Origin of the sequence: Pseudoalteromonas sp. T1lg65 (assembly GCF_051930985.1) — a bacterium.
Classification (GTDB): Bacteria; Pseudomonadota; Gammaproteobacteria; order Enterobacterales; family Alteromonadaceae; genus Pseudoalteromonas.
Genome location: NZ_CP196837.1, coordinates 2,672,027 through 2,691,746 on the forward strand (window position 1 = coordinate 2,672,027; position 19,720 = coordinate 2,691,746).

Annotated in this window: 12 protein-coding genes; 2 read left to right on the forward strand and 10 right to left on the reverse strand. The window is 43.1% G+C overall.

Annotated features, from left to right (window positions below; all coding sequences use genetic code 11):
• Window positions 1-39: 39 nt before the first annotated feature.
• On the reverse strand, window positions 40-1,695 hold the full coding sequence (locus ACSLBF_RS11770; RefSeq protein ID WP_440053583.1) for a SpoIIE family protein phosphatase: 1,656 nt from the start codon (window positions 1,693-1,695) through the stop codon (window positions 40-42).
• 21 nt (window positions 1,696-1,716) lie between these two features.
• Window positions 1,717-2,022 carry an STAS domain-containing protein gene (locus tag ACSLBF_RS11775; RefSeq protein ID WP_440053584.1) on the reverse strand — a complete coding sequence of 102 codons (306 nt, stop codon included), beginning with the start codon at window positions 2,020-2,022 and terminating at the stop codon, window positions 1,717-1,719.
• A 144-nt stretch (window positions 2,023-2,166) separates the two neighbouring features.
• Between ACSLBF_RS11775 and ACSLBF_RS11780 the strand changes: the two genes are divergently transcribed.
• Complete coding sequence (locus tag ACSLBF_RS11780; RefSeq protein ID WP_440053585.1) at window positions 2,167-2,496, forward strand: stress response translation initiation inhibitor YciH; 330 nt, start codon at window positions 2,167-2,169, stop codon at window positions 2,494-2,496.
• A gap of 12 nt (window positions 2,497-2,508) precedes the next feature.
• Here ACSLBF_RS11780 and ACSLBF_RS11785 read toward each other — a convergent pair whose 3' ends face one another.
• Window positions 2,509-5,493 (reverse strand): EAL domain-containing protein, encoded by a 2,985-nt coding sequence (locus ACSLBF_RS11785; RefSeq protein ID WP_440053586.1) that lies wholly within the window; start codon window positions 5,491-5,493, stop codon window positions 2,509-2,511.
• 320 nt (window positions 5,494-5,813) lie between these two features.
• Between ACSLBF_RS11785 and ACSLBF_RS11790 the strand changes: the two genes are divergently transcribed.
• Window positions 5,814-6,968 carry a chorismate mutase gene (locus ACSLBF_RS11790; protein WP_440053587.1) on the forward strand — a complete coding sequence of 385 codons (1,155 nt, stop codon included), beginning with the start codon at window positions 5,814-5,816 and terminating at the stop codon, window positions 6,966-6,968.
• 53 nt (window positions 6,969-7,021) lie between these two features.
• On the opposite strand, the gene tyrA is transcribed toward ACSLBF_RS11790, so the two are convergent.
• The 7 genes from tyrA to ffh all read right to left on the reverse strand — a co-directional run bounded on the left by tyrA (window position 7,022) and on the right by ffh (window position 19,568).
• Window positions 7,022-8,161, reverse strand: coding sequence for a bifunctional chorismate mutase/prephenate dehydrogenase (tyrA, locus tag ACSLBF_RS11795; RefSeq protein WP_440053588.1), 1,140 nt, complete (start codon window positions 8,159-8,161; stop codon window positions 7,022-7,024).
• Between the two features lie 433 nt (window positions 8,162-8,594).
• On the reverse strand, window positions 8,595-8,954 hold the full coding sequence (rplS, locus tag ACSLBF_RS11800) for a 50S ribosomal protein L19 (RefSeq protein WP_440053589.1): 360 nt from the start codon (window positions 8,952-8,954) through the stop codon (window positions 8,595-8,597).
• A 45-nt stretch (window positions 8,955-8,999) separates the two neighbouring features.
• Complete coding sequence (trmD, locus tag ACSLBF_RS11805; protein WP_440053590.1) at window positions 9,000-9,755, reverse strand: tRNA (guanosine(37)-N1)-methyltransferase TrmD; 756 nt, start codon at window positions 9,753-9,755, stop codon at window positions 9,000-9,002.
• Complete coding sequence (rimM, locus tag ACSLBF_RS11810) at window positions 9,755-10,288, reverse strand: ribosome maturation factor RimM (RefSeq protein WP_440053591.1); 534 nt, start codon at window positions 10,286-10,288, stop codon at window positions 9,755-9,757. The genes trmD and rimM overlap by 1 nt, the downstream gene beginning before the upstream one ends.
• A 17-nt stretch (window positions 10,289-10,305) precedes the next feature.
• A complete protein-coding gene (rpsP, locus tag ACSLBF_RS11815; protein ID WP_440053592.1) occupies window positions 10,306-10,554 on the reverse strand; it encodes a 30S ribosomal protein S16 in 249 nt (82 codons plus the stop codon).
• 350 nt (window positions 10,555-10,904) lie between these two features.
• The gene (locus ACSLBF_RS11820) at window positions 10,905-17,717 is read right to left on the reverse strand and encodes an Ig-like domain-containing protein (protein WP_440053593.1); all 6,813 of its coding nucleotides are present in this window, start codon (window positions 17,715-17,717) and stop codon (window positions 10,905-10,907) included.
• Window positions 17,718-18,191: 474 nt separating this feature from the next.
• Window positions 18,192-19,568 carry a signal recognition particle protein gene (ffh, locus tag ACSLBF_RS11825; protein ID WP_440053594.1) on the reverse strand — a complete coding sequence of 459 codons (1,377 nt, stop codon included), beginning with the start codon at window positions 19,566-19,568 and terminating at the stop codon, window positions 18,192-18,194.
• Window positions 19,569-19,720: the final 152 nt, after the last annotated feature.

Consider the following 19,720-nt stretch of genomic DNA (forward strand, 5'->3'; position numbering starts at 1 on the left):
TTGCCAATAATTTTTAGCTCCAACTTAACGCAGAGTGTGCTAAAGGTCAGAGATGAGTGAATAGGTAATATCGACTTTATTGCCTCTTTCGTTATAAGTGACCTGCTCAGCGATTTCATCAAGCAAATTTACTCCCCTACCATGAGTAAGTTCATCTGTATCACCGTCATTTTCCATCACATCGTAGCCGTTTCCAGAGTCCTCAACACTAAAAAACAATTTTAGCTGCTCAGGACAATACCTCGCGCAGATCTCAACCTTCGCTTCTGTAATATTTTTCAGCGCCTCTTCTCGCAGAGAATAGAATTCAAAAAATCCATCCTTATTGTTCTTTATTTGCGAGTTTAGTTTGAGTACCCCATGATCAATTGCATTATTGTAAGCCTCAGAGAGTAACAAGAAGATGTTAGATCTATGGCCTGAAATACCTTCAAGACTACTTAGTAAATCAACCAACTCCAAAACTGGGTCTGTATTTTTTATCTGCGCAGCGTCTAGCGTAACCGAGACGCTGAATGGTAGTGAAGAATAATCAGTCGGCTGGGTGTTTAGCGCTATACCTTCGACGCAATCAATAATCGCTATACTTAAATCATCTTGCTGCTCAAGTGAACCATTAAAATGTTTTACCTCTTCAATGATTTGTTCTGTCGTTATCCTCGTACGGCTTGCCAACAGAGCTATCAGTGCTTCCTCACCAAAAAATTCGCCAGCCTCATTTTCAGTTTCAACAATACCATCGGTGGCCATCACTAATCGTTGACCTACATTCACTTCCAAATGCAGAATATTTCTTTCAAACTCCTCACTATCTAAAACTCCTAAAGCCATATGCTGACTTTCGATGGTCTTCAGTAATTTTCCCTGATTATCAATGAGGTAAATATCGGGAAGCCCACCGACCCAAGCGGAAATACTTTTCCCTGAGCTGCTCAACTCAACAATTGCAGCAGCGCAAAACATATGGCCAGGTAACAAGTCACTCAATGCGCTATTCAGCTCTACTGCAATATCACTAACCGCCATTCCTTTTTGTACCATTGTATAAAAAATACGAGATGCCGGTAATGCGCCCACAGCGGCTGCTAAACCATGACCAGTAAAGTCTCCCAACAAACAATAAAAGCCACCCATTGGGCTTTTCGCAGTGAGTAACATATCTCCATTGAACATAGAAGCTGGCGACAAATGATAATCACAAATGTTGGCATATTTTTGCTGTTGCGCTAACGCGTTACTGAATATATGTTCAACAATTTCATGCTCGCGTTCAATTTGATTGTAATGATACTCAAGTTGTTTTCTTTGTTCATTGGTTTGCTGGCTGAGCAGCCGGGTTCTGGCGTGCGCTTTTATTTTTGCGGAAAGGATAATTTTATCAAACGGTTTATGAATAAAGTCATCTCCACCCACCGCTAGACATTTTTCAAAACTCTGGTGATCCTCAAGCGCAGTGATAAAAATGATAGGTAAATAAACATTACCGGCATGTTCTTTAATTTTTGGAGCTGTTTCAAAACCGTCCATAACGGGCATCAGGACGTCCAAAAGCACAATATCTACTTCGTTTTCAGCCAATATATCTAAGGCAAGCTTCCCATTGTTGGCACAATGTACGATGTAACCCTGCTGCTCAAGCATTGTCTTCAGCAACGTGCAGTTCAGTGGCTGGTCATCTACCACTAGAATATTCATGCTCGAAGAGACCATGTTTAATTAGTCAATTTCAAATTTTTTATCAAAACGAGAGATCTGTAAGATTTTCTTGAGCTGAGGCCGACAATTCGATATCTGAATGCTATCGACAGAAGTACCCAACGTTTTTTTCATGTTTAAAAGCATACCCAACGCAGAGCTATCCATATAATCAGTATCCCGCAAGTCCACCACAACCTTTTTTGTGTTTTCGTGAAGTTCTGCATACGCTTGGCGGAAAGACTGTACTAGATTGAAGTCAAATTTGCCCCTGATTTGGATTGTTAACACCTTACCGTCGGAGGACGCTGTGGTACTCAAGCTCATCTTAAGCTCCTAAATTAATTTGATTTGTTATCCATGGTCTGCTTTAAATATAATCGGTATGAGGTATTTAGCAAAAAATTAAAAACAACTAATCTGGTTTTTGATATCATGGCTGAAAGTAGCTTTTTAGAGATATAAATCACTATGTCAGAATCAAGACTTGTATATTCTACAGACGTCGGTCGTATTGATACCAAAGAGCAAAAAACACAACCTACGAGTAAAGTTTTCAAAGACGGTGCAATTCGAATTGAACGCCAAACTAAAGGCCGTAAAGGTAAAGGTGTGATGCTCGTTGTTGGCATCGACAGCGAGCAACATGACTTAAAGAAGTTGGCTAAAACCCTGAAATCGAAAATGGGCCAAGGCGGTGCAATCAAAGACGGCGTAATAGAAATTCAGGGAGATGACCGAGATAAACTTAAGTCGTTACTTGAATCAAGTGGCTTTAAAGTTAAAATCGCTGGCGGTTGATCCGCCAAACCGCTAACGCTCGCTATGTTTACCTAGATAGTGCCCTTGCTCTAAGATCTCTTGCTCTGTTAAAGGGGCACTGAAATAGTAACCTTGCACTATAAAGCAATTGTTTTTTATCAAAAATGTAATTTGTGCTTGAGTTTCCACACCTTCAGCAACGACTTGTAGATTTAGTTTTTGTGCCATTGCAATTATCGCTGCAGTAATTTCCATATCATTTGGGTCATCAGGAATATCTTTTACAAAAGAGCGATCTATTTTTAAGATATCTACTGGAAAGCGCTTTATGTAGCTTAATGAAGAATACCCAGTACCAAAATCATCAATGGATAAAGATACACCAAGCTTTTTCAACTCTTTTAGCTGAGATATTGCGGCTTCAACATCTCCCATTAACATGCTTTCTGTCAGCTCCAAATGCAAATTTTCAGGTGCCATCGCGGTTTTTTTTATCGTATTTTCAAGTGTTTCGATAAGCTTTGAATCTTTAAATTGTCTTGCCGAAAGATTGATGGAAATATTCGCAGTTTTTCCGCTTGCTTTAAGGCGACTAGAAAACAGACATGCTTCTTCTAATACCCATGCACCTAACTCAACAATGAGACCAGTGGTTTCCGCAATTGGTATGAATTTGCTAGGCGGAATATTCCCCTCATCAGGGTGAAACCATCGGGTTAACGCCTCGTAACCGACAACTTCATTTGTCTGGCAATTAACCTGAGGCTGGTAGTGCAATGAGAACTGTTTCATTTTTAATGCTAATCTTAATTCATTCTCAATATGTAAGCGTTCACTTGCAGCTTCATCTAGGTCTTGGCTGTAGAAGTGAAAGGTATTTCTCCCTTTGGCCTTCGCTTGATACATTGCTAAATCAGCATGCTTCAGTAGCTGCTCCTCTTCGTGGCTATCAAACGGTGCCATAGTAATTCCAATGCTCGCGCTCACAATCACTTCATTGTTCGCCAATTTAATAGGCTGCACTATAGTTCGTTGAATTGTGTGGGCAACTTCCATTGCATGCTCTCGCTCTTGTATCCCACTCAACAAAACGGCAAACTCATCACCACCAAGGCGTGCTATCGTGTCTTCCGTCCGCAACCGTTTTTTTAATCGCTCAGCAACTTCAACGAGTAATCGATCGCCAGCATCATGTCCCAACGTGTCGTTAATTCGCTTGAATTCATCCAAATCAAAATAAAATAAAGCGAAGGCGTAGTGTCCACGTTCCGCTAACGCGATAGACTTACGAAGTTGCATTCTGAAGTAGGTTCTATTTGCAAGACCGGTCAAAGTATCATAGTAAGCCAACTCTTCCATCTTACGCTGACTCTCTTTGATAAAGGAAATATCTTGAGCTGAGGCTACGTAGCTGGAGATCCCACCGGTTTCTTCACGTATCGGGGACACACTTAAGCTAACCCATACAGGTTTTGACTTAGCATTTTGTAATAAAGTGTCCCCTCGCCAATAATTTCGGCTACGTAAATCAATATCGATATCGTCAATTAAAATCGCCATTTCGCTAGAGATAATATGCAGCAATGGCAAACCAATAAAATGAGACTCTGCAAAGCCAGTCATTTCTATCATCTTGGGGTTAACATATTCAATTTGAAAATGTGCATCTGTAATAGCAACCGCCGTACCTGAAAACGACACTGCTTTTGATAATCGATTGGCTGCTTTTTCTGCTTGCTCTTTTTCTGCAAGCCGACGGTTTAACCCTTCAGTCAACTGCAACAACTCGGTTTTCATGTCATTAAAGGCTTGATTTAAGTTCCCTATTTCATCTCCATTTACAGGGAGTTCTGATTGCTGCCACTGTCCTCTACCAAAGCTTCTTATCGCCAAAGCTGTTTTATTCAGCCTACTAAGCAATGCTTTCGACAAACCTTGTTGCAGCAATAGGGTCAGTACGATAACGTAAAGTGCGAACAACCCTAAAAACTTCACCTTAAGGTGCTCCAGTGGCGCAATAGTATTTTCTACAGGCATATAAAAACCAAGGTGCCAGCTTAGCTCTGGAACCTGATTAAACTGGATTATGTATTCTTTCTCATTCGCATGAAAGTGGCCTTGGAGATTCGGTAAATTTGTATTTATAACTGCTTTTACAACATCGTTAAAGCTCTCAGATGGGGCACTTATATCAAATGGAGCATCCATATATTGAGCTGGATATAGGGACCCGCTATCAAATATGATACGCCCATGCTGATCAATGATAACAACACCTTCTCTAGATTCTGAGCTCGGTATTTTTGATACTAAGGTTTGCAGGTCAATGTCATGACCGGTATAGCCCAAGTACTGCTCCCCTATGTATAAGGGTGTTAACAAACTAACCGTCCATTTGTTCCAAATGTCATCGTAAGTTATCTCGGACCAAACGGTTTCCTTGGTTGGGTTTAGAGATGAATGAAGAGTTGGCAGTTGATGTAAGTCATTACTCAATATCTTTGGGGAACCTGTAATTAAAGCGTTTGGTGGTGCAATTCTGACAAAACCACTTTGTAAATTTAGATAGAAGTTATAAAAATCATTTAATAGTGTCGGAACCAAGATATTGAATACATCTTCCGATTTAGCGAATAGGGCAAGATCTGGCTGTGCCGTTGACAGCTTTTTTTGCAAAGCTGCAGAAAGGCCGTTATCTGAAATATGTTTATAAAATAGGGGAAGCTTTTCGAGCTGCCCCGATAGCTTTGCTGGAGAATTCAACTCGCTGTGTAACACATGCTTCGAAACCACTGAGTTAGCTTGCTGGGCCAACTGTACTTTGGTGCTCAAGTATTTATTAAATTGCTCGCTAGCTGCATTGGCACTTAATTTTAGTGATTCATATCTTTCTAGAAGCTGCTTTTTTTCTTCGAGTTTAAATACAACTGCAACTGCAATCACAGCTATCACCAAACTGACTGCAGAAATAAACACAGAGAGCTTGATACCCAATGAATTAATGCCAAACCTTTGAGGTAAACGGCGATTGCTCAAGAGCCACCTGTGAGAGTATACAACTTAGAGATTAATTGAATATACCAGAATACTAATATTCTGACCAATTGGCAGGGTTAGTTCATAAAAATGTAAACAGCTATTTCACAAGAAAATATCTCTTGTTTTTAAAAATTCCTGTGTTAATAATGTAGGCAGTATTTTTCAGGTATTATGAAATGAACAATAAAATCACTCACAACACATACTTCTTTTTTGGCTTCTTTAGATGAAGAGGCTTGTCTGTTCGTGAGTGAAAAGAATAGCTAAGCCTCCCAACATCGGGAGGCTTTTTTTTGGCTAAATGGGAATGAGGACCTATGACACAAGACACATTAGATGCACTGCGCCATGACATCAATGAAATCGACTCTGAGCTTTTGATTTTACTCGCAAAACGCAGAAGAATCAGCCACAGTGTGCTGGAGTATAAAATTGCAAACAACAAGCCTATCCGGGATGAGGCTAGGGAACAGGCGCTGCTAGAGAAGCTAATTCGCTACGGGAAATCCTTAGGTTTAGACGCATTTTATATCAACAGCGTATTTCAAACCATTTTAGAGGACTCGGTTCTCAATCAACAAGCTATGCTGCAAAAGAGTCTGAACCCCGGTACAGTAGGAGACACCCATCGCGTAACTTACTTGGGTGGTCAAGGCTCTTATAGCCAGCTTGCCTGTCACAAATATTTCAGCCGCCGCCCGGGCAAGCTCGTTGAAATAGGCTGCCAAAGCTTTGAAGAAATCACAGAGCAAGTAGAAAAAGGCCAAGCTGACTTTGGTATTTTACCCATAGAAAACACCAGCTCTGGCAGTATTAATGAGGTTTTTGATTTACTTCAGCATGCACAGGTTTCGATCGTTGGTGAAGTAACGCACACTGTTGAACACTGCCTATTAGCATTACCAGATACCGAGCTGCAAGACATAGATAAGATCTTCGCTCACCATCAGCCATTTGCGCAATGTAGCCGCTTTATTCAGGGTCTTGGTGATATCCAACATGAAACCTGTGACTCGACATCTAGTGCATTAAAACTGGCCGCGGAGAACCCTAACAGTGCAGCGATTGGCTCTGCTCAAGCTGGCAGAAGCTTTGGCCTGGAGGTACTTAAACCTGGACTGGCAAATCAAACAGAAAACCACAGCCGCTTTATTGTTGTCGCAAGAAAAGCTTTACAAGTTTCGACACAGATCCCCACTAAAACAAGCTTGATTATGGCCACTAAACAGCATGTGGGTTCGTTAGCAGACGCTTTGATGGTATTTAAACAACACAACATCAATATGGTGAAACTGGAGTCACGTCCTGTGCCTGGGAATCCTTGGGAAGAAGTATTTTATGTTGATCTGCTTGCCAACGTAGCCGACAAGCATGTCCAAACCGCGTTAGATAATTTAAAAGACCACACTCAATATGTAAGATTACTCGGTTGCTATCAAAGTGAGTCGTTACAAGCTGTAGACGTACTTTAGTAGCTGTCTAGGCCATTTCAATGCGCTAGCACGAAATGGCCAGCTACATTCGCTTACTCCATATCAAGCACTTTTGCATCATTCGCTTTGTTCAATAACCCACGGCTTTGTGATAAGAATTGCTTGGCACTTTCGGAGAAATATTCTTTGGCTTGAGAGAACGAAGCCATTAGACCTGCTTTATCACCACTTTTGAGTTTGTCTAATGTTTGTGCGAATGTATCCTGATAACTCGCAAGTAATCCCTCTACATCATTAAATTGAGCAAGCATAATGTCCGAATACAGTTCCGGTGATTGAGCAAACAGTCTGCCGACCATCATCAGCTCAAGCTGGTAAATCGGTGACGAGCAACTTCGTAATTCTTTCAGTGAGTGGCATTGTTTGGATAGGAATTGACCATAAACAAACGTGGTTAAGTGGCGCATAACTTGGATGATCTGCATAGCCTGATCATGTTTCTTAGCATCCATTTTTACCAACTGGCTTCCCCAGATTCTTAATTGCTCTAACAAACCATGATATTGCTGTTCTTTTCGACCATCACAGACAACTATCGTCTGTTTCACCCAATGAGAAATATCAGGACCAAACATAGGGTGCAAACCAACTACAGGGCCGCTGTGCTTCTCCAATAATATTCGTAAAGGGTGTTGCTTAACTGACGTGATATCAGCAAGTACACAGTCGCTTGGAAGCTCTGGAAGGCTATGAACTACTTGTTCTACCGCATTGATAGGAACACTGATCAGCACGAGCTTAGCATCTTGTAATATTTGCTCTGCCTCAGCCTGATTATCCTTATCAAGTATTCTTACCTCATACCCCGAGCGTTTAAACTGCTGACAGAACAATCTCCCCATCGCGCCTTGCCCACCAACAATCACAACTGGAGACAACTGCGGTGCAGCACATGCCAACTCAGACTGCTGATTTTCGTAAGCCTCGCGCATCATACGACGCAGAATGTCCTCTACTAAATCGGGATTTACGCCCTTACTGCTGGCATCCGCACGTCTAGCTTTGATAAGCGAAGCTTCGCGTTTAGGAACATGTAGTGGCGCTCCTTGCTGCTGTTTTATTTTTCCGACTTTTTCAGTCAGTGACTTTCGACGTGCTAAAATCTCAACTAATTGACTGTCACATTCATCAATCGCTGCACGGATTTCATCTAATTCCTCATTCCCAATCATTCTGTAAACTTTTAATTACGGTAGTAAATTTATCGATACAGCGAGTCTATCAAGAACCGTAGCGGTTTAAAAGTAGACAGACATGAAATTATCGTGACGTGATAGCAAATGGTATGGAAATGAAGTAAAGGTATAATACCAATCGGCAATAACACTTAATCATTTTGAAAGATTAAACCTGACGATTGCTGCGTTAAAAACTTCTCATTTAGAACAACTCAATAACGAAATGTTTGCCTTGCCTGCATGGATGTAGGTACCTTAGCGGTAGCAGGACGCGAGAACGGAACTATCGACAAGGTTTTCTTGCTTCAAAATAGACCACTTAGTTAAGCGGGTTGGTATGCATAGAATAGGTAGTCAACTTGATTTTTAAAACCAAAACAGGCCGCAAAATGCGACCTGTTTTTTCAGCATTGATAAATGCAACGTATTAGTTAAGTTTCTCTTTAATACGTGCAGACTTACCAGAACGCTCACGCAAGTAGTAAAGCTTAGCACGACGAACCGCACCACGACGCTTAACTGAAATGCTGCTGATTAGAGGGCTATGCGTTTGGAATACACGCTCAACACCTTCACCGCTCGAGATTTTACGAACTGTGAAAGCTGAGTGTAGACCACGGTTACGCTTAGCGATTACAACACCTTCAAAGGCCTGTAGACGCTCTTTTTCGCCTTCTTTAACGCGTACCTGTACAACAACTGTGTCACCAGCGCCGAACGCAGGTACGTCTTGCTTAAGCTGTTCAGCTTCAAGCTCTTTAATAATATTTTGGTTTACTTTTGCCATTTTATTTCTCACATTCCTAGGTGTAACTGTCTTCTAGCCACAAGCTCAATTTTGCTCTTGCTGATACTCAGCAAGTAGCGTTGCTTGCTCCTCAGTCAGAGCTAGGTTAAGCAACAAGTCAGGACGACGTTGCCAAGTTCTCCCTAAGGACTGCTTTAAGCGCCATTTAGCGATTGCTTGGTGGTTTCCACTGAGTAATACAGCAGGCACCTGTTTACCATCCAATGTTTCTGGCCGAGTATAATGAGGACAATCTAGCAAACCATCCGAAAATGAATCTTGCTCAGCTGATTGATTGTGACCTAACACGCCTGGCACTAATCTCGCTACTGCATCAATTAGTGTCATAGCAGGTAGTTCACCGCCACTCAGTATAAAATCGCCGATGGACCATTCTTCGTCTATATAAGACTCGATGATCCGCTCATCAATACCTTCATAACGACCTGCAACTAGAATCAATTTATTAGACTGCGCCAATTCTGCCGCGCCCTGTTGATCTAGTTTCCGCCCTTGTGGGGACATATAAATTACTTTCGCACCATCACCTGCTGCAGTTTTTGCATCAAGAATGGCTTTTTTTAGAGGCTCCACCATCATTAGCATTCCAGGACCACCACCATAAGGGCGATCGTCCACAGTTTTATGCTTGTCTGTGGCATAGTCCCTCGGATTCCAGCAATGAAACTCAATCAAACCGTTTTTAACAGCTCGACCTGTCACACCTTGCTGAGTGATAGCGTCAAACATTTCAGGAAAGAGTGAAATCACCCCAACCCATAGCTTTTGCTGATCGCTCATTAAAACGCTGGATCCCAATCTACCGTAATTTTTCTCTCTTCGTGCTTAATCTCAAGAATAACCGAATCGGTTAAAAACGGGATTAAACGCTCGGATTGGCCAAACGCATCTTTTTTGTTTGCTTTCACAACCAAAACGTCATTTGAACCAGTCTCCATCAAGTCATCAACTAAGCCTAAATCGTAACCTTTGTCAGTTACCACAGACATGCCGATGAGATCTCGCCAATAGAACTCCCCTTCTGGTAGCTCAGGGAGCTGCGCTGCATCAACAGCGATTTCCGCATTGGTATAAGCCATTGCCTGATCTCTGTCGTTTACTTGCGCAAACTTGGCGATATAGCCCTTGTTGTGACGACGCCAGTCACTCACTTCAAGTGCTTGCCATTTACCTTGTTGCCCTATCAACCATGGGCTGAAATCGAAGATCCCTTGGGGATCATCAGTAAATGAATGCACCTTAAGCCAACCCTTGATACCATAAGGAGCACCAAGTTTACCAACAACGATTGTCGAGGTGTTATTTTGACTCATGGTTACACTTACGCCTATTAAGCCGCTTTACGAGCGTCTTTAACCAGCTTAGCTACGCGATCTGAAAGAGATGCGCCTTGACCTACCCAGTGCTCAACACGAGCTAGATCTAAACGTACTTTTTCTTCCTGACCTGCAGCGATCGGGTTAAAGAAACCTACTTTCTCGATGAAACGACCGTCACGCGAGAAACGGCTATCCGCAACCACGATTTGATAGAATGGACGCTTTTTAGCGCCGCCACGTTGCAAACGAATAGTTACCATACCGTCCTCTATATAGATTGACTGTTTTCATTAATAAGTTTGTGCTTCCCAGTTTGGGAAGCTCCGGAATTGTACGTATTTTTTCACGCAATGCAAGTATGAATTACGTTTTCTGCTTTTGTACCTCCAAATAAGTAACTATTTTAAGATACGCACAACAAAGATAATTTTATACTGCTGTGAGCTCCCTCGTTATGCGCCCCGTAACGCGGTTTTAACCAGGCTCCACATATGCACTATTCTTTGAGACACCGCGGTGAGAGGTAGCGAGTTAAAAACTAGTGCCCACATTTATATAATTCAAAAAAGAATGCCGAACTTACAAGTTCGGCATCTCTACGAATTATCAACTAAGCGACTTTTCTTCTCAATAAAGCCAATGGTCCCAACAAAAGTATCCAGAACAAGCCGCCACCACTTCCGTCCGAAACAGGTTTGGTGATTTTGACACTAACTGTACCTTTTGCTTGTGCACCATAGGTATCTTGTATTGTGTAGTTCACTGAGTCTGTTCCTATATAACCTGATTTGGGTGTATATCGTAGCAACCCATTATCTACAACGACTACCGTGCCTATCTCTGCACTGGCTGCGATTACTGTCAATGCATCTGCCTCAGGATCCGTGTCATTACTCAACACATCAATTAGGATAGAAGAAATATTATCAACAGCAGCTCGGTTAGGGTTAGCTATTGGAGCTTGATTCTCTGCCACAGAGACAATTACCAATGCTTGTGCTGTGCCACCGTTACCATCACTTATACGATAGGTAATGGTATCCTCCCCAACAAAACCGACGTTTGGCATGTAGCTTATGGTTTTGCCATCGTTAACGTAAGCTTCTCCCCGATTAGCGCTTACAAATGTAATAGTGAGTTCATCTCCATCAGGATCTGAATCATTGGTAAGTACATCAACTGTGACTAATGTGCGATGCGCCGTTTGCGCACTGTCATTTTGCGCTTTTGGTGGCTGATTACCTGTGACGGTAACTGTTACTGAACTAAACCCAGTTCCACCTTGCGAGTCAGTGATGCCGTAGCTTATTATATTTTCACCAACAAAGTTCTCCGAAGGTGTATATCTAAGTTGCTGGTCCGCTGTAACTTCTACTACCCCAAACTGCGTACTTGCTTGTGTAATGCTTAACGTATCGCCATCAGCATCAGTGTCATTGGCAAGTACATCGAATGTTTCAGTGCTATTCCATTGCATCGAATAAGTATCTTCATTGGCTATTGGGACTTGATTATCTGACAAGTACACGCCAACACCACTGGGGTCAACAATGGTACCATTGACCTCACCATCAGCATCATTGGGTCCACCATCTTCCACTTCCAGTTGAATACACCAGTGTCCCTCAGTCAACCCTTCTTGCCATACTGTGCCCCCTGGAGGTGGACAGAATCCGGTTTCTCCAGCACTACTAAACACTTTATTATTGGCATTCTCTACAAAATCCCGCCAACCTTCAGCTTCTGTATATTTTCTATAAACCGCATTAGCAGGTATGGGAAGTGCTTGAGGTAATACTAAGCGATAAGTTTGCCCTGGCTCTGGCAACCCATAAGCGATGTAATCAAACACTCCACCAACATTACTTACTTCATTATCAGCTGGTAAACCTCCCTGTAGTATTTCATCACCTAACTGTAAACCACCACGGCTGTTTTGCGCCGCAACAGCTCCTTTACGTAAGCACACTCCTGGGTCTCCCTCTGCTAAATAAGCGACCTGATCTTGCACTCTTTCTGGTACAACATTGCATTCCGCTATTGCATCCAGGAAGTCTGCGATGCCATCTCCGTCAGAATCCGCATACCCTTCCACCTCATCAGGAATTAGATCTCCGTCAGAATCTTCACTGCCTAACTCCAGTAGCGTTTCTACTACTTCGATATAGACCGTATCTTTCGCGCTAAGTGCAGGCACGCCGTTATCACTCACAGCTGCCGTCACAGGGTAAATTCCGGAAGGAACATTACTTGGGTCAAACGTAAAGCTGGACTGTGTTTCGGTTTGTGAGGTCAAAGTAGAAGTCCAGCTGATGCTCAATAAATCTTGCTGATTAACATCCTTTGCTGTTGCTTGTACCACAACCACCCCGCCTGATTGACTGACTGTTAGCCTTTCTTCTTGCTGCTGCGTGACACTCAAATCAACTGTCGGTGCGATATTTCCTTCGCGGATACGAATGGTGGTGCTGTTTTTACTTCCAAAGTTTCCTGCGCCAGTGAGGGAGATTTCGATGGACTCTTCGGACTCGCTAATATCATCACTAAAGATGCTGAATTGAATTGCGGCACTCGTACCATTGGTTATGATTACTTCGCCACTTTGTGCACTGTGATCTAAGTTGTCTGCAGTGCCACTAACGCTATAACTCACGTTAACCGGGTAACTAGGCGCATTGCCATTTAGTAATACCTGAACCGTAACGTCATTACCTTCTGCTACAACCTGGTCTTTGCTAAGTGATATTATCGGATGGATAGTCACCGTTTGCTTATCGATAGTTTGCAAACCGTTACTATCTGTCGCCTGCCAGTAGACCTTGTTCACACCTGATGGGAATATCGGAATCTGATCTACCAGTGATACTGGAACCGGATTACCTAAACTATCGACCGCAGTAGCCACACCCAAATCGACTTTGGTATACAAACCCAGCGCATTTAGTTCAAGATCTTGGGGAACGGTCAGTACTGGCTTTTGTCCATCATTCGGCCCCGTGATCTGTAAGTCTACGCTGGCACTATCTCTACCTTTATTGCCATCAGTAATAACATACCCGAACTGTACCTCACCACTAAAGCCTGCTGGCGCTATGTAACTCAATTCACCACCAACGATACTCACACTGCCGATGCTCGCCTTCACGCCTTCGATACTAAGGCTGTCGCCATCCACATCAATGTCGTTAGCCAACACCGATAAAGTGTAAGAATCTGATTCATTTTGGACCAGTGTAATGACATCATCTTGCGCATCAGGTAAATCATTAACTGCAGTTACATTAATGGTAACTGTCGCTTCTTCAGATGTAAGCTCTTGATCACTAGCGGTGTAACTAAAGCTATCTTGACCATTAAAGTTTGTATTGGGCAGATAAGTCCAACCGTTACTAGAAGTCGTAAGTACACCGTTAGCCGGTTGTGAAACAAGTGCGAAACTCAATGTGTCTTGCTCTGCATCTTCTGCTTTGCCTACAATACTGATCGAAGTGTCTTCATTCACATTGATGGTTTGAGAAGTAGCAACAGGGGCTGTGTTTTCTCTAGTCACGGTTAAGTCAAAGGCTGCTAAGCTCGCCGACAGGCTGCCGTCAGTCACGGTGATGATGATGTTGCTCGTGGTGCCTGCATCGGTAGTTTCGGGTGTTCCACTGAGTTCACCTGTACTTGAGTTAAAACTCAACCAGCTAGGCTGACTATTGATGCTGAAACTTAGCGTATCACCGTCTACATCTGCCGCTTGCGGAGAAAAGCTATACGCTGTACCGGCTAAAACAGAGGTTACTGGAGTGCCACTTATAGTTGGCGCATCATTAACATTAACTACCTCAATATTGAACGGCGAAAGACTTGCAGAAGTAGTACCATCAGAAACACTGATTAACACTCCTGTTGTCGTACCTACATCACTATTACTCGGTACTCCACTTAATGAACCTGTTGAGGTGTTGAAATTAGCCCAACTTGGCTGGTTTGATATGCTAAAGGTTAATGTATCACCATCAAGGTCACTTGCCTGAGGGGTAAAATTATAAGCTGCATTTTGAAAAACAGATGTGCTTGGCGTGCCTGTGATAGTTGGAGCATTATTCTCAACCAATGTGATGGTAACGGATTGTGTGTTAAGCTCGACCGCATTACCACTTGTGACAACATCAATATCAACGATTACCGTTTCGTTGTCATCCACTGTAGGAGAATCATCAACGCCGGTAACAGTAAATGCTTGCGATGTACTCCCTGTGTTAATTGTAACATTAGTCCCTGATATCCCCCCAGAGAGCGAGTAATCAGTACCACTGCCGGTGGCCGTACCGCTAAAGCTAAGCTGCATCACCACATCTGCTGGTGCTGTAAAAGCACTACCTGACGAGTTTTGTAATGCAACGGTCACTGATGCCACGCCTGCATTTTCGGTGATGCTTGAGTTATCGACGCTAAGCACAACGTTGGCAGCCACCGTAAATACATAACTCGTGTTATCGTTTATGCCCGCGAACGCATTACCAACAATATCTGCCACCGCCGTCGGTGCAATCTGCACGGCATAGCTTTGTCCGGCCCCAAGCGTTAAGCCCGGATTAATTACTAAAGTATTAGTACTAACTGAAACCGAACCACCACTACTCCCTTGCCCGGTGGTGACATCAAAGTTCTCTATCACAACAGAAGTTGCAGAGTTGATTAACATAATGCTGCCACTGCCAAAGGCAATATTTTCAGAGAACTGAAGTACGATATTGTCGCCAGCTGCATGACCATAACTGCCAGCAGCAGGCACTGAATTTGCGCTAACCAATGTTGGTACAACGCCATCAATAGCTAGCGCTTTGTTGGCAGATAAAGAGTTACTAGCGCCTGGCACCGCAAGTGTTAACGTTGCTGAGTTACCCGCCGCGTCATTAATCGCTCCTCCGTTTAACGCCAGTGCTGCTGTGGACACATAAGCTAAATCAGCACTAATATCGCCACTTTGAACGACATAAGTGAAGCTCAAAGTGGTGCTACCAGACCCACTACTATAACTCGCGGCCCTGTCTGTCGCGCCAGTTTCTAACGTTAGCGTTGGTGTGCCAGAAACCGTTACAACTTCCGAAAATGTGGTCGTCAACGTGATCACATCGCCAACCTTGTAACTCCCATTTGCCGTAGACGCAGAAACGCTCGTCACCGAAGGTGGTACCCCGTCGATCACTAATGCTTTATTAGCGGATAGTGAGTTTGTAGCGCCGGGTGAGGGTAATGTCAAAGAAGCTGCATTGCCTGAACTATCAATGATTGAACCACCTGATAGAGCCAGTGCAGATGTTGAAAAGTAATCCAAATCACTACTGCTATCACCAGATTGTACGGTATAGGTAAAATTCAGTGTTGCGCTTCCAGAACCACTTGTGTAAGTCGCCACCGTATCACTTGTCCCGGTCTCCATTGTTAACGAAGGCGTACCGGTCACAGTTACAGATTCGTCAAAAGTCACAGTAATCGTAAGCGCATTTCCAGCGACATATGTGCCGTCTGCTGAGGTTGATGAAACACTGCTTACTTGCGGTCTAATACCATCAATCACCAGCGCTTTGTTTGCAGAAAGTGAGTTAGCGTCTCCCGGTGTGGCAAGCGTTAACACAGCAGCATTACCTGCAGCATCACTAATTGAGCCCCCAGCTAAGGCTAACGCTGACACAGAGTTGTAAGCTAAGTCATTACTCACATCACCAGACTGTACGGTGTAGGTAAAATTGAGCGTGTCAGTGCCACTACCTGATGTGTAGGTCGCAGCTCTGTCCGTACTGCCTGTTTCAAGTGTAATTGTCGGAGTACCCGTTACCGTTACAGATTCAGTAAAAATGACGCTAAGCGCCAGCGAATCTCCTATTTTATAGGTCCCATCAGAAGCGCTAGAGGTTACATTACTAACCGTTGGAGCATCTCTATCAACGGTATGCACTGCGCCATTAAAACTCGCGACATAACCATTGTTATTGTTACCATTCCCCAAGGCATCAACGATATTGGTATTAGCGTTCAAATCTAGCCTGAGGCTTCCTGTTCCGCTAATGCTGCTAATGGTAATATCCATAGATGATCCTGACGATGACGAAACACCGGATACGGTCGCTGTCGCGTTGCCTGATACGGTCGTGACTGCAAAGTCATCCGTTGAAACATTTGCGACCGACTCGTCAAAAGTAATTGTGTACGTAATAGAAGAGTCATTTGAATTTGGGGAGCCAGATATACTCAATGCGTTTACCGAAGGAGGTGTGCTATCCGATACAGCCGCTTCAAAATCAATGGTATCGATATGCACAAAAGTCACAAAGGTACTTTTACCTGACGTAGTAAACCGGACTTCGTCAATATTCTGCCATTCACTGTCAAAAGTTAATACGCCATCGTTGTATCCTGAATTCTTGGTATAAGTCACCGAATTGGCACTATCAGATGTTTGAAAGTCAATGGTATCAGATACGACACTGGCACTATCCCGATATCCTGTGATCGTTACTTGATAGTTGATAGAGTTAGATACCGCATTACCTTCATTACTGATTCCCCCCGCTTCCATAGAAACCAATTTAAACTCATCACCACTGGAAGTTTTGAATCGAAAATCTACATCGCCTGTTGGTGCATCCAACGTACCACCATCAGACATATGATAAAGCAGGATATTATCCGTGTTTTGGCCATCGGCAGTGCCAAAATTGTCATTACCTGTAACAGAGTCATTATAGCGTGCCATTTTACCCGTAGCTGGTAAATCATGAGAGTAAGTCACTCCATCAAAAGTCACCGGGTTACTGAGCAAGGCTGGACCACCATTTTGAAAGGTAACATCGTTCGGTGCAGCCAAGACACCTAAAAAGCCATCTATGTGTTGAGCAATTTGCCTTTCATCATTAGAACTTGACCCATATTCTAACAACCAATCTCCACCACTTTCTGAATTACCCGTTTTATCGATCGACGCGTATACTGTGTGGCCTAAATCACGACTAAGCGCATTGATAAACGCGCGGCCCTTTTGATCCTTTGCAACATCACACCCATAGATGTAAACAACTCCATGCTCAGATAACAGCGCATCGAGTTGCTCAACGAGGAGTTTAAAGCTTGGCGTATCTTGATAGATTTTTTTATTTTCGAGTTGAAGCCACCCGGGTCCACCGTGAGAAACAAGATGGATTGCATCAACCGCACCCTGCTGGGGTTTACTATCTGTGAGGTTAGCTACACGGACTGCCGTGCTAGGAAGGTGATTATGTTTTATCAACGCTGCTGCGGACTGCACATCTTTGTCAATAAGATATAAAGTGTGCTCTGTAGTTTCTATATAAGTGTTTCTATCTGCACGAACATTATGACTGCACAATAAACCAATAAAACAACCAATCAACCCTGCGGTCTGCAAAATTTTTTTCATACCGTTCACCACGCCAAAATTGCTTTGACAAAAACTTGCACCAGAATAAATCACTCTAAGAAATTAATTTTTATGAGTATTTTATTCCGGGCAAACTGTATTAACACAATCCGTTTGCTGAGGTCTCAGTGTAAAAAACAAAACGAGCTCCTCTTGCTCTTCCATGAACAAAAACCTCGGCCCACGATAGTGTGGATCTATTAATAGAGTGATTAGGTATTTATATCCACTAGGCCGGAGCTGCATATGTGAGCTTCTTCTAGACTCTAGTACACATCGCTTAAGAATCAATTTAATAAACCTAAAGTCTAAGGTGGTTATTGAAAGAATAGAAAAGATATGAAGGTCAACTGAAAGCTTCTTCTGATTGATTTCATAGTGTGGTCAGTTGATATTTAACCTATTGACTAAGGTTACATTTTACGAATACAAAAAAAGCCGCAGTGTTCTGCGGCTTTCAACAAACTAAAGCGGTTAAAACTTGGGGCCCCCACCGAACATACCCGGTGGCATCATCCCCTTCATGCCACGCATCATTTTTTGCATGCCACCTTTACCTTTCATTTTTTTCATCATTTTCTGCATCTGGGTAAATTGCTTTAACAACTTGTTGATGTCTTGAACTTGAGTACCAGAGCCCGCTGCAATACGCTTTTTCCTTGACCCCTTGATAATCTCAGGACGAGCGCGCTCTTTTAAGGTCATTGAGTTGATAATCGCTTCCATTTGTACAAAGGTTTTGTCGTTCACTTGTCCTTTCACCGCATCTGGCAAATTTGACATGCCTGGTAGCTTATCAAGCATCGACATCATGCCGCCCATGTTTTTCATTTGACGTAGCTGCTCTGCAAAATCCTCTAAAGTGAATCCATCACCTTTAAAGACTTTTTCAGCGACTTTAGCTGCTTTATCCTTGTCAACTTTCATCTCAACTTCTTCGATGAGTGAAAGTACATCACCCATTCCTAGAATGCGAGATGCAATACGATCAGGGTGGAAAGGTTCTAACGCATCAGTACGCTCACCAACGCCAATAAACTTAATTGGTTTACCTGTAATATGACGGATAGAGAGTGCAGCACCACCACGAGCATCACCATCTGTTTTGGTAAGAATGACACCACTTAACGGCAACGCTTCATCAAACGCCTTCGCTGTGTTTGCCGCATCTTGACCAGTCATGGAATCAACCACGAACAGTGTTTCTATTGGGTTAATCGCAGCATGCAGATCTTTGATTTCGTCCATCATGTCTGCATCTACGTGCAAACGACCTGCGGTATCAACTAATACTACGTCAATAAACTTTTTCTTCGCATGTGATATCGCATTAGTTGCAATATCCACTGGTTTTTGTGATATATCGCTTGGGAAGAACTCAACCTCTACCTCAGCAGCCAACGTCTCTAACTGCTTAATCGCTGCAGGACGATATACGTCGGCACTAACCACTAATACGGATTTCTTTTTACGTTCTTTTAAAAACTTAGCTAGTTTACCAACACTGGTAGTTTTACCGGCACCTTGCAAACCCGCCATCATCACCACGGCCGGGGGCTGAGCGTTCAGATTCAGTTCTTCGTTTGCTTCGCCCATGGCTTTTTCAAGCTCTTCACGAACGATTTTGATGAAAACCTGACCGGGACTAAGGCTTTTAGTCACCTCAACACCAACCGCTCGCTCTTTTACTTGTTTAACAAACTCGCGAACAACTGGCAGGGCTACATCGGCTTCAAGGAGTGCCATGCGCACTTCACGCAATGTTTCTTTTATGTTGTCTTCGGTCAAACGGCCTCTGCCGCTGATATTTTTGAGCGTTTTTCCTAACCGCTCTTGGAGGTTTTCAAACATGTATCGGTTCCAAAATCTCGAAATTGCCAAGCATTATACTGATATGCGTGCCACTAATACAGTATTCAAGCGCAATCAAAGTTTCTTTTTGGAAACCCTATGCAATCGGACAGGGTTTAAATACAATAACCAATGAAAAGGAAACTAACTTA

Coding starts and splice junctions, on each gene's coding strand:
- ACSLBF_RS11770 (WP_440053583.1), bottom strand. CDS start 1,695: ATGAATATTCTAGTGGTAGATGACCAGCCACTGAACTGCACGTTGCTG.
- ACSLBF_RS11775 (WP_440053584.1), bottom strand. CDS start 2,022: ATGAGCTTGAGTACCACAGCGTCCTCCGACGGTAAGGTGTTAACAATC.
- ACSLBF_RS11780 (WP_440053585.1), top strand. CDS start 2,167: ATGTCAGAATCAAGACTTGTATATTCTACAGACGTCGGTCGTATTGAT.
- ACSLBF_RS11790 (WP_440053587.1), top strand. CDS start 5,814: ATGACACAAGACACATTAGATGCACTGCGCCATGACATCAATGAAATC.
- tyrA (WP_440053588.1), bottom strand. CDS start 8,161: ATGATTGGGAATGAGGAATTAGATGAAATCCGTGCAGCGATTGATGAA.
- rplS (WP_440053589.1), bottom strand. CDS start 8,954: ATGGCAAAAGTAAACCAAAATATTATTAAAGAGCTTGAAGCTGAACAG.
- trmD (WP_440053590.1), bottom strand. CDS start 9,755: ATGAGCGATCAGCAAAAGCTATGGGTTGGGGTGATTTCACTCTTTCCT.
- rimM (WP_440053591.1), bottom strand. CDS start 10,288: ATGAGTCAAAATAACACCTCGACAATCGTTGTTGGTAAACTTGGTGCT.
- rpsP (WP_440053592.1), bottom strand. CDS start 10,554: ATGGTAACTATTCGTTTGCAACGTGGCGGCGCTAAAAAGCGTCCATTC.
- ACSLBF_RS11820 (WP_440053593.1), bottom strand. CDS start 17,717: ATGAAAAAAATTTTGCAGACCGCAGGGTTGATTGGTTGTTTTATTGGT.
- ffh (WP_440053594.1), bottom strand. CDS start 19,568: ATGTTTGAAAACCTCCAAGAGCGGTTAGGAAAAACGCTCAAAAATATC.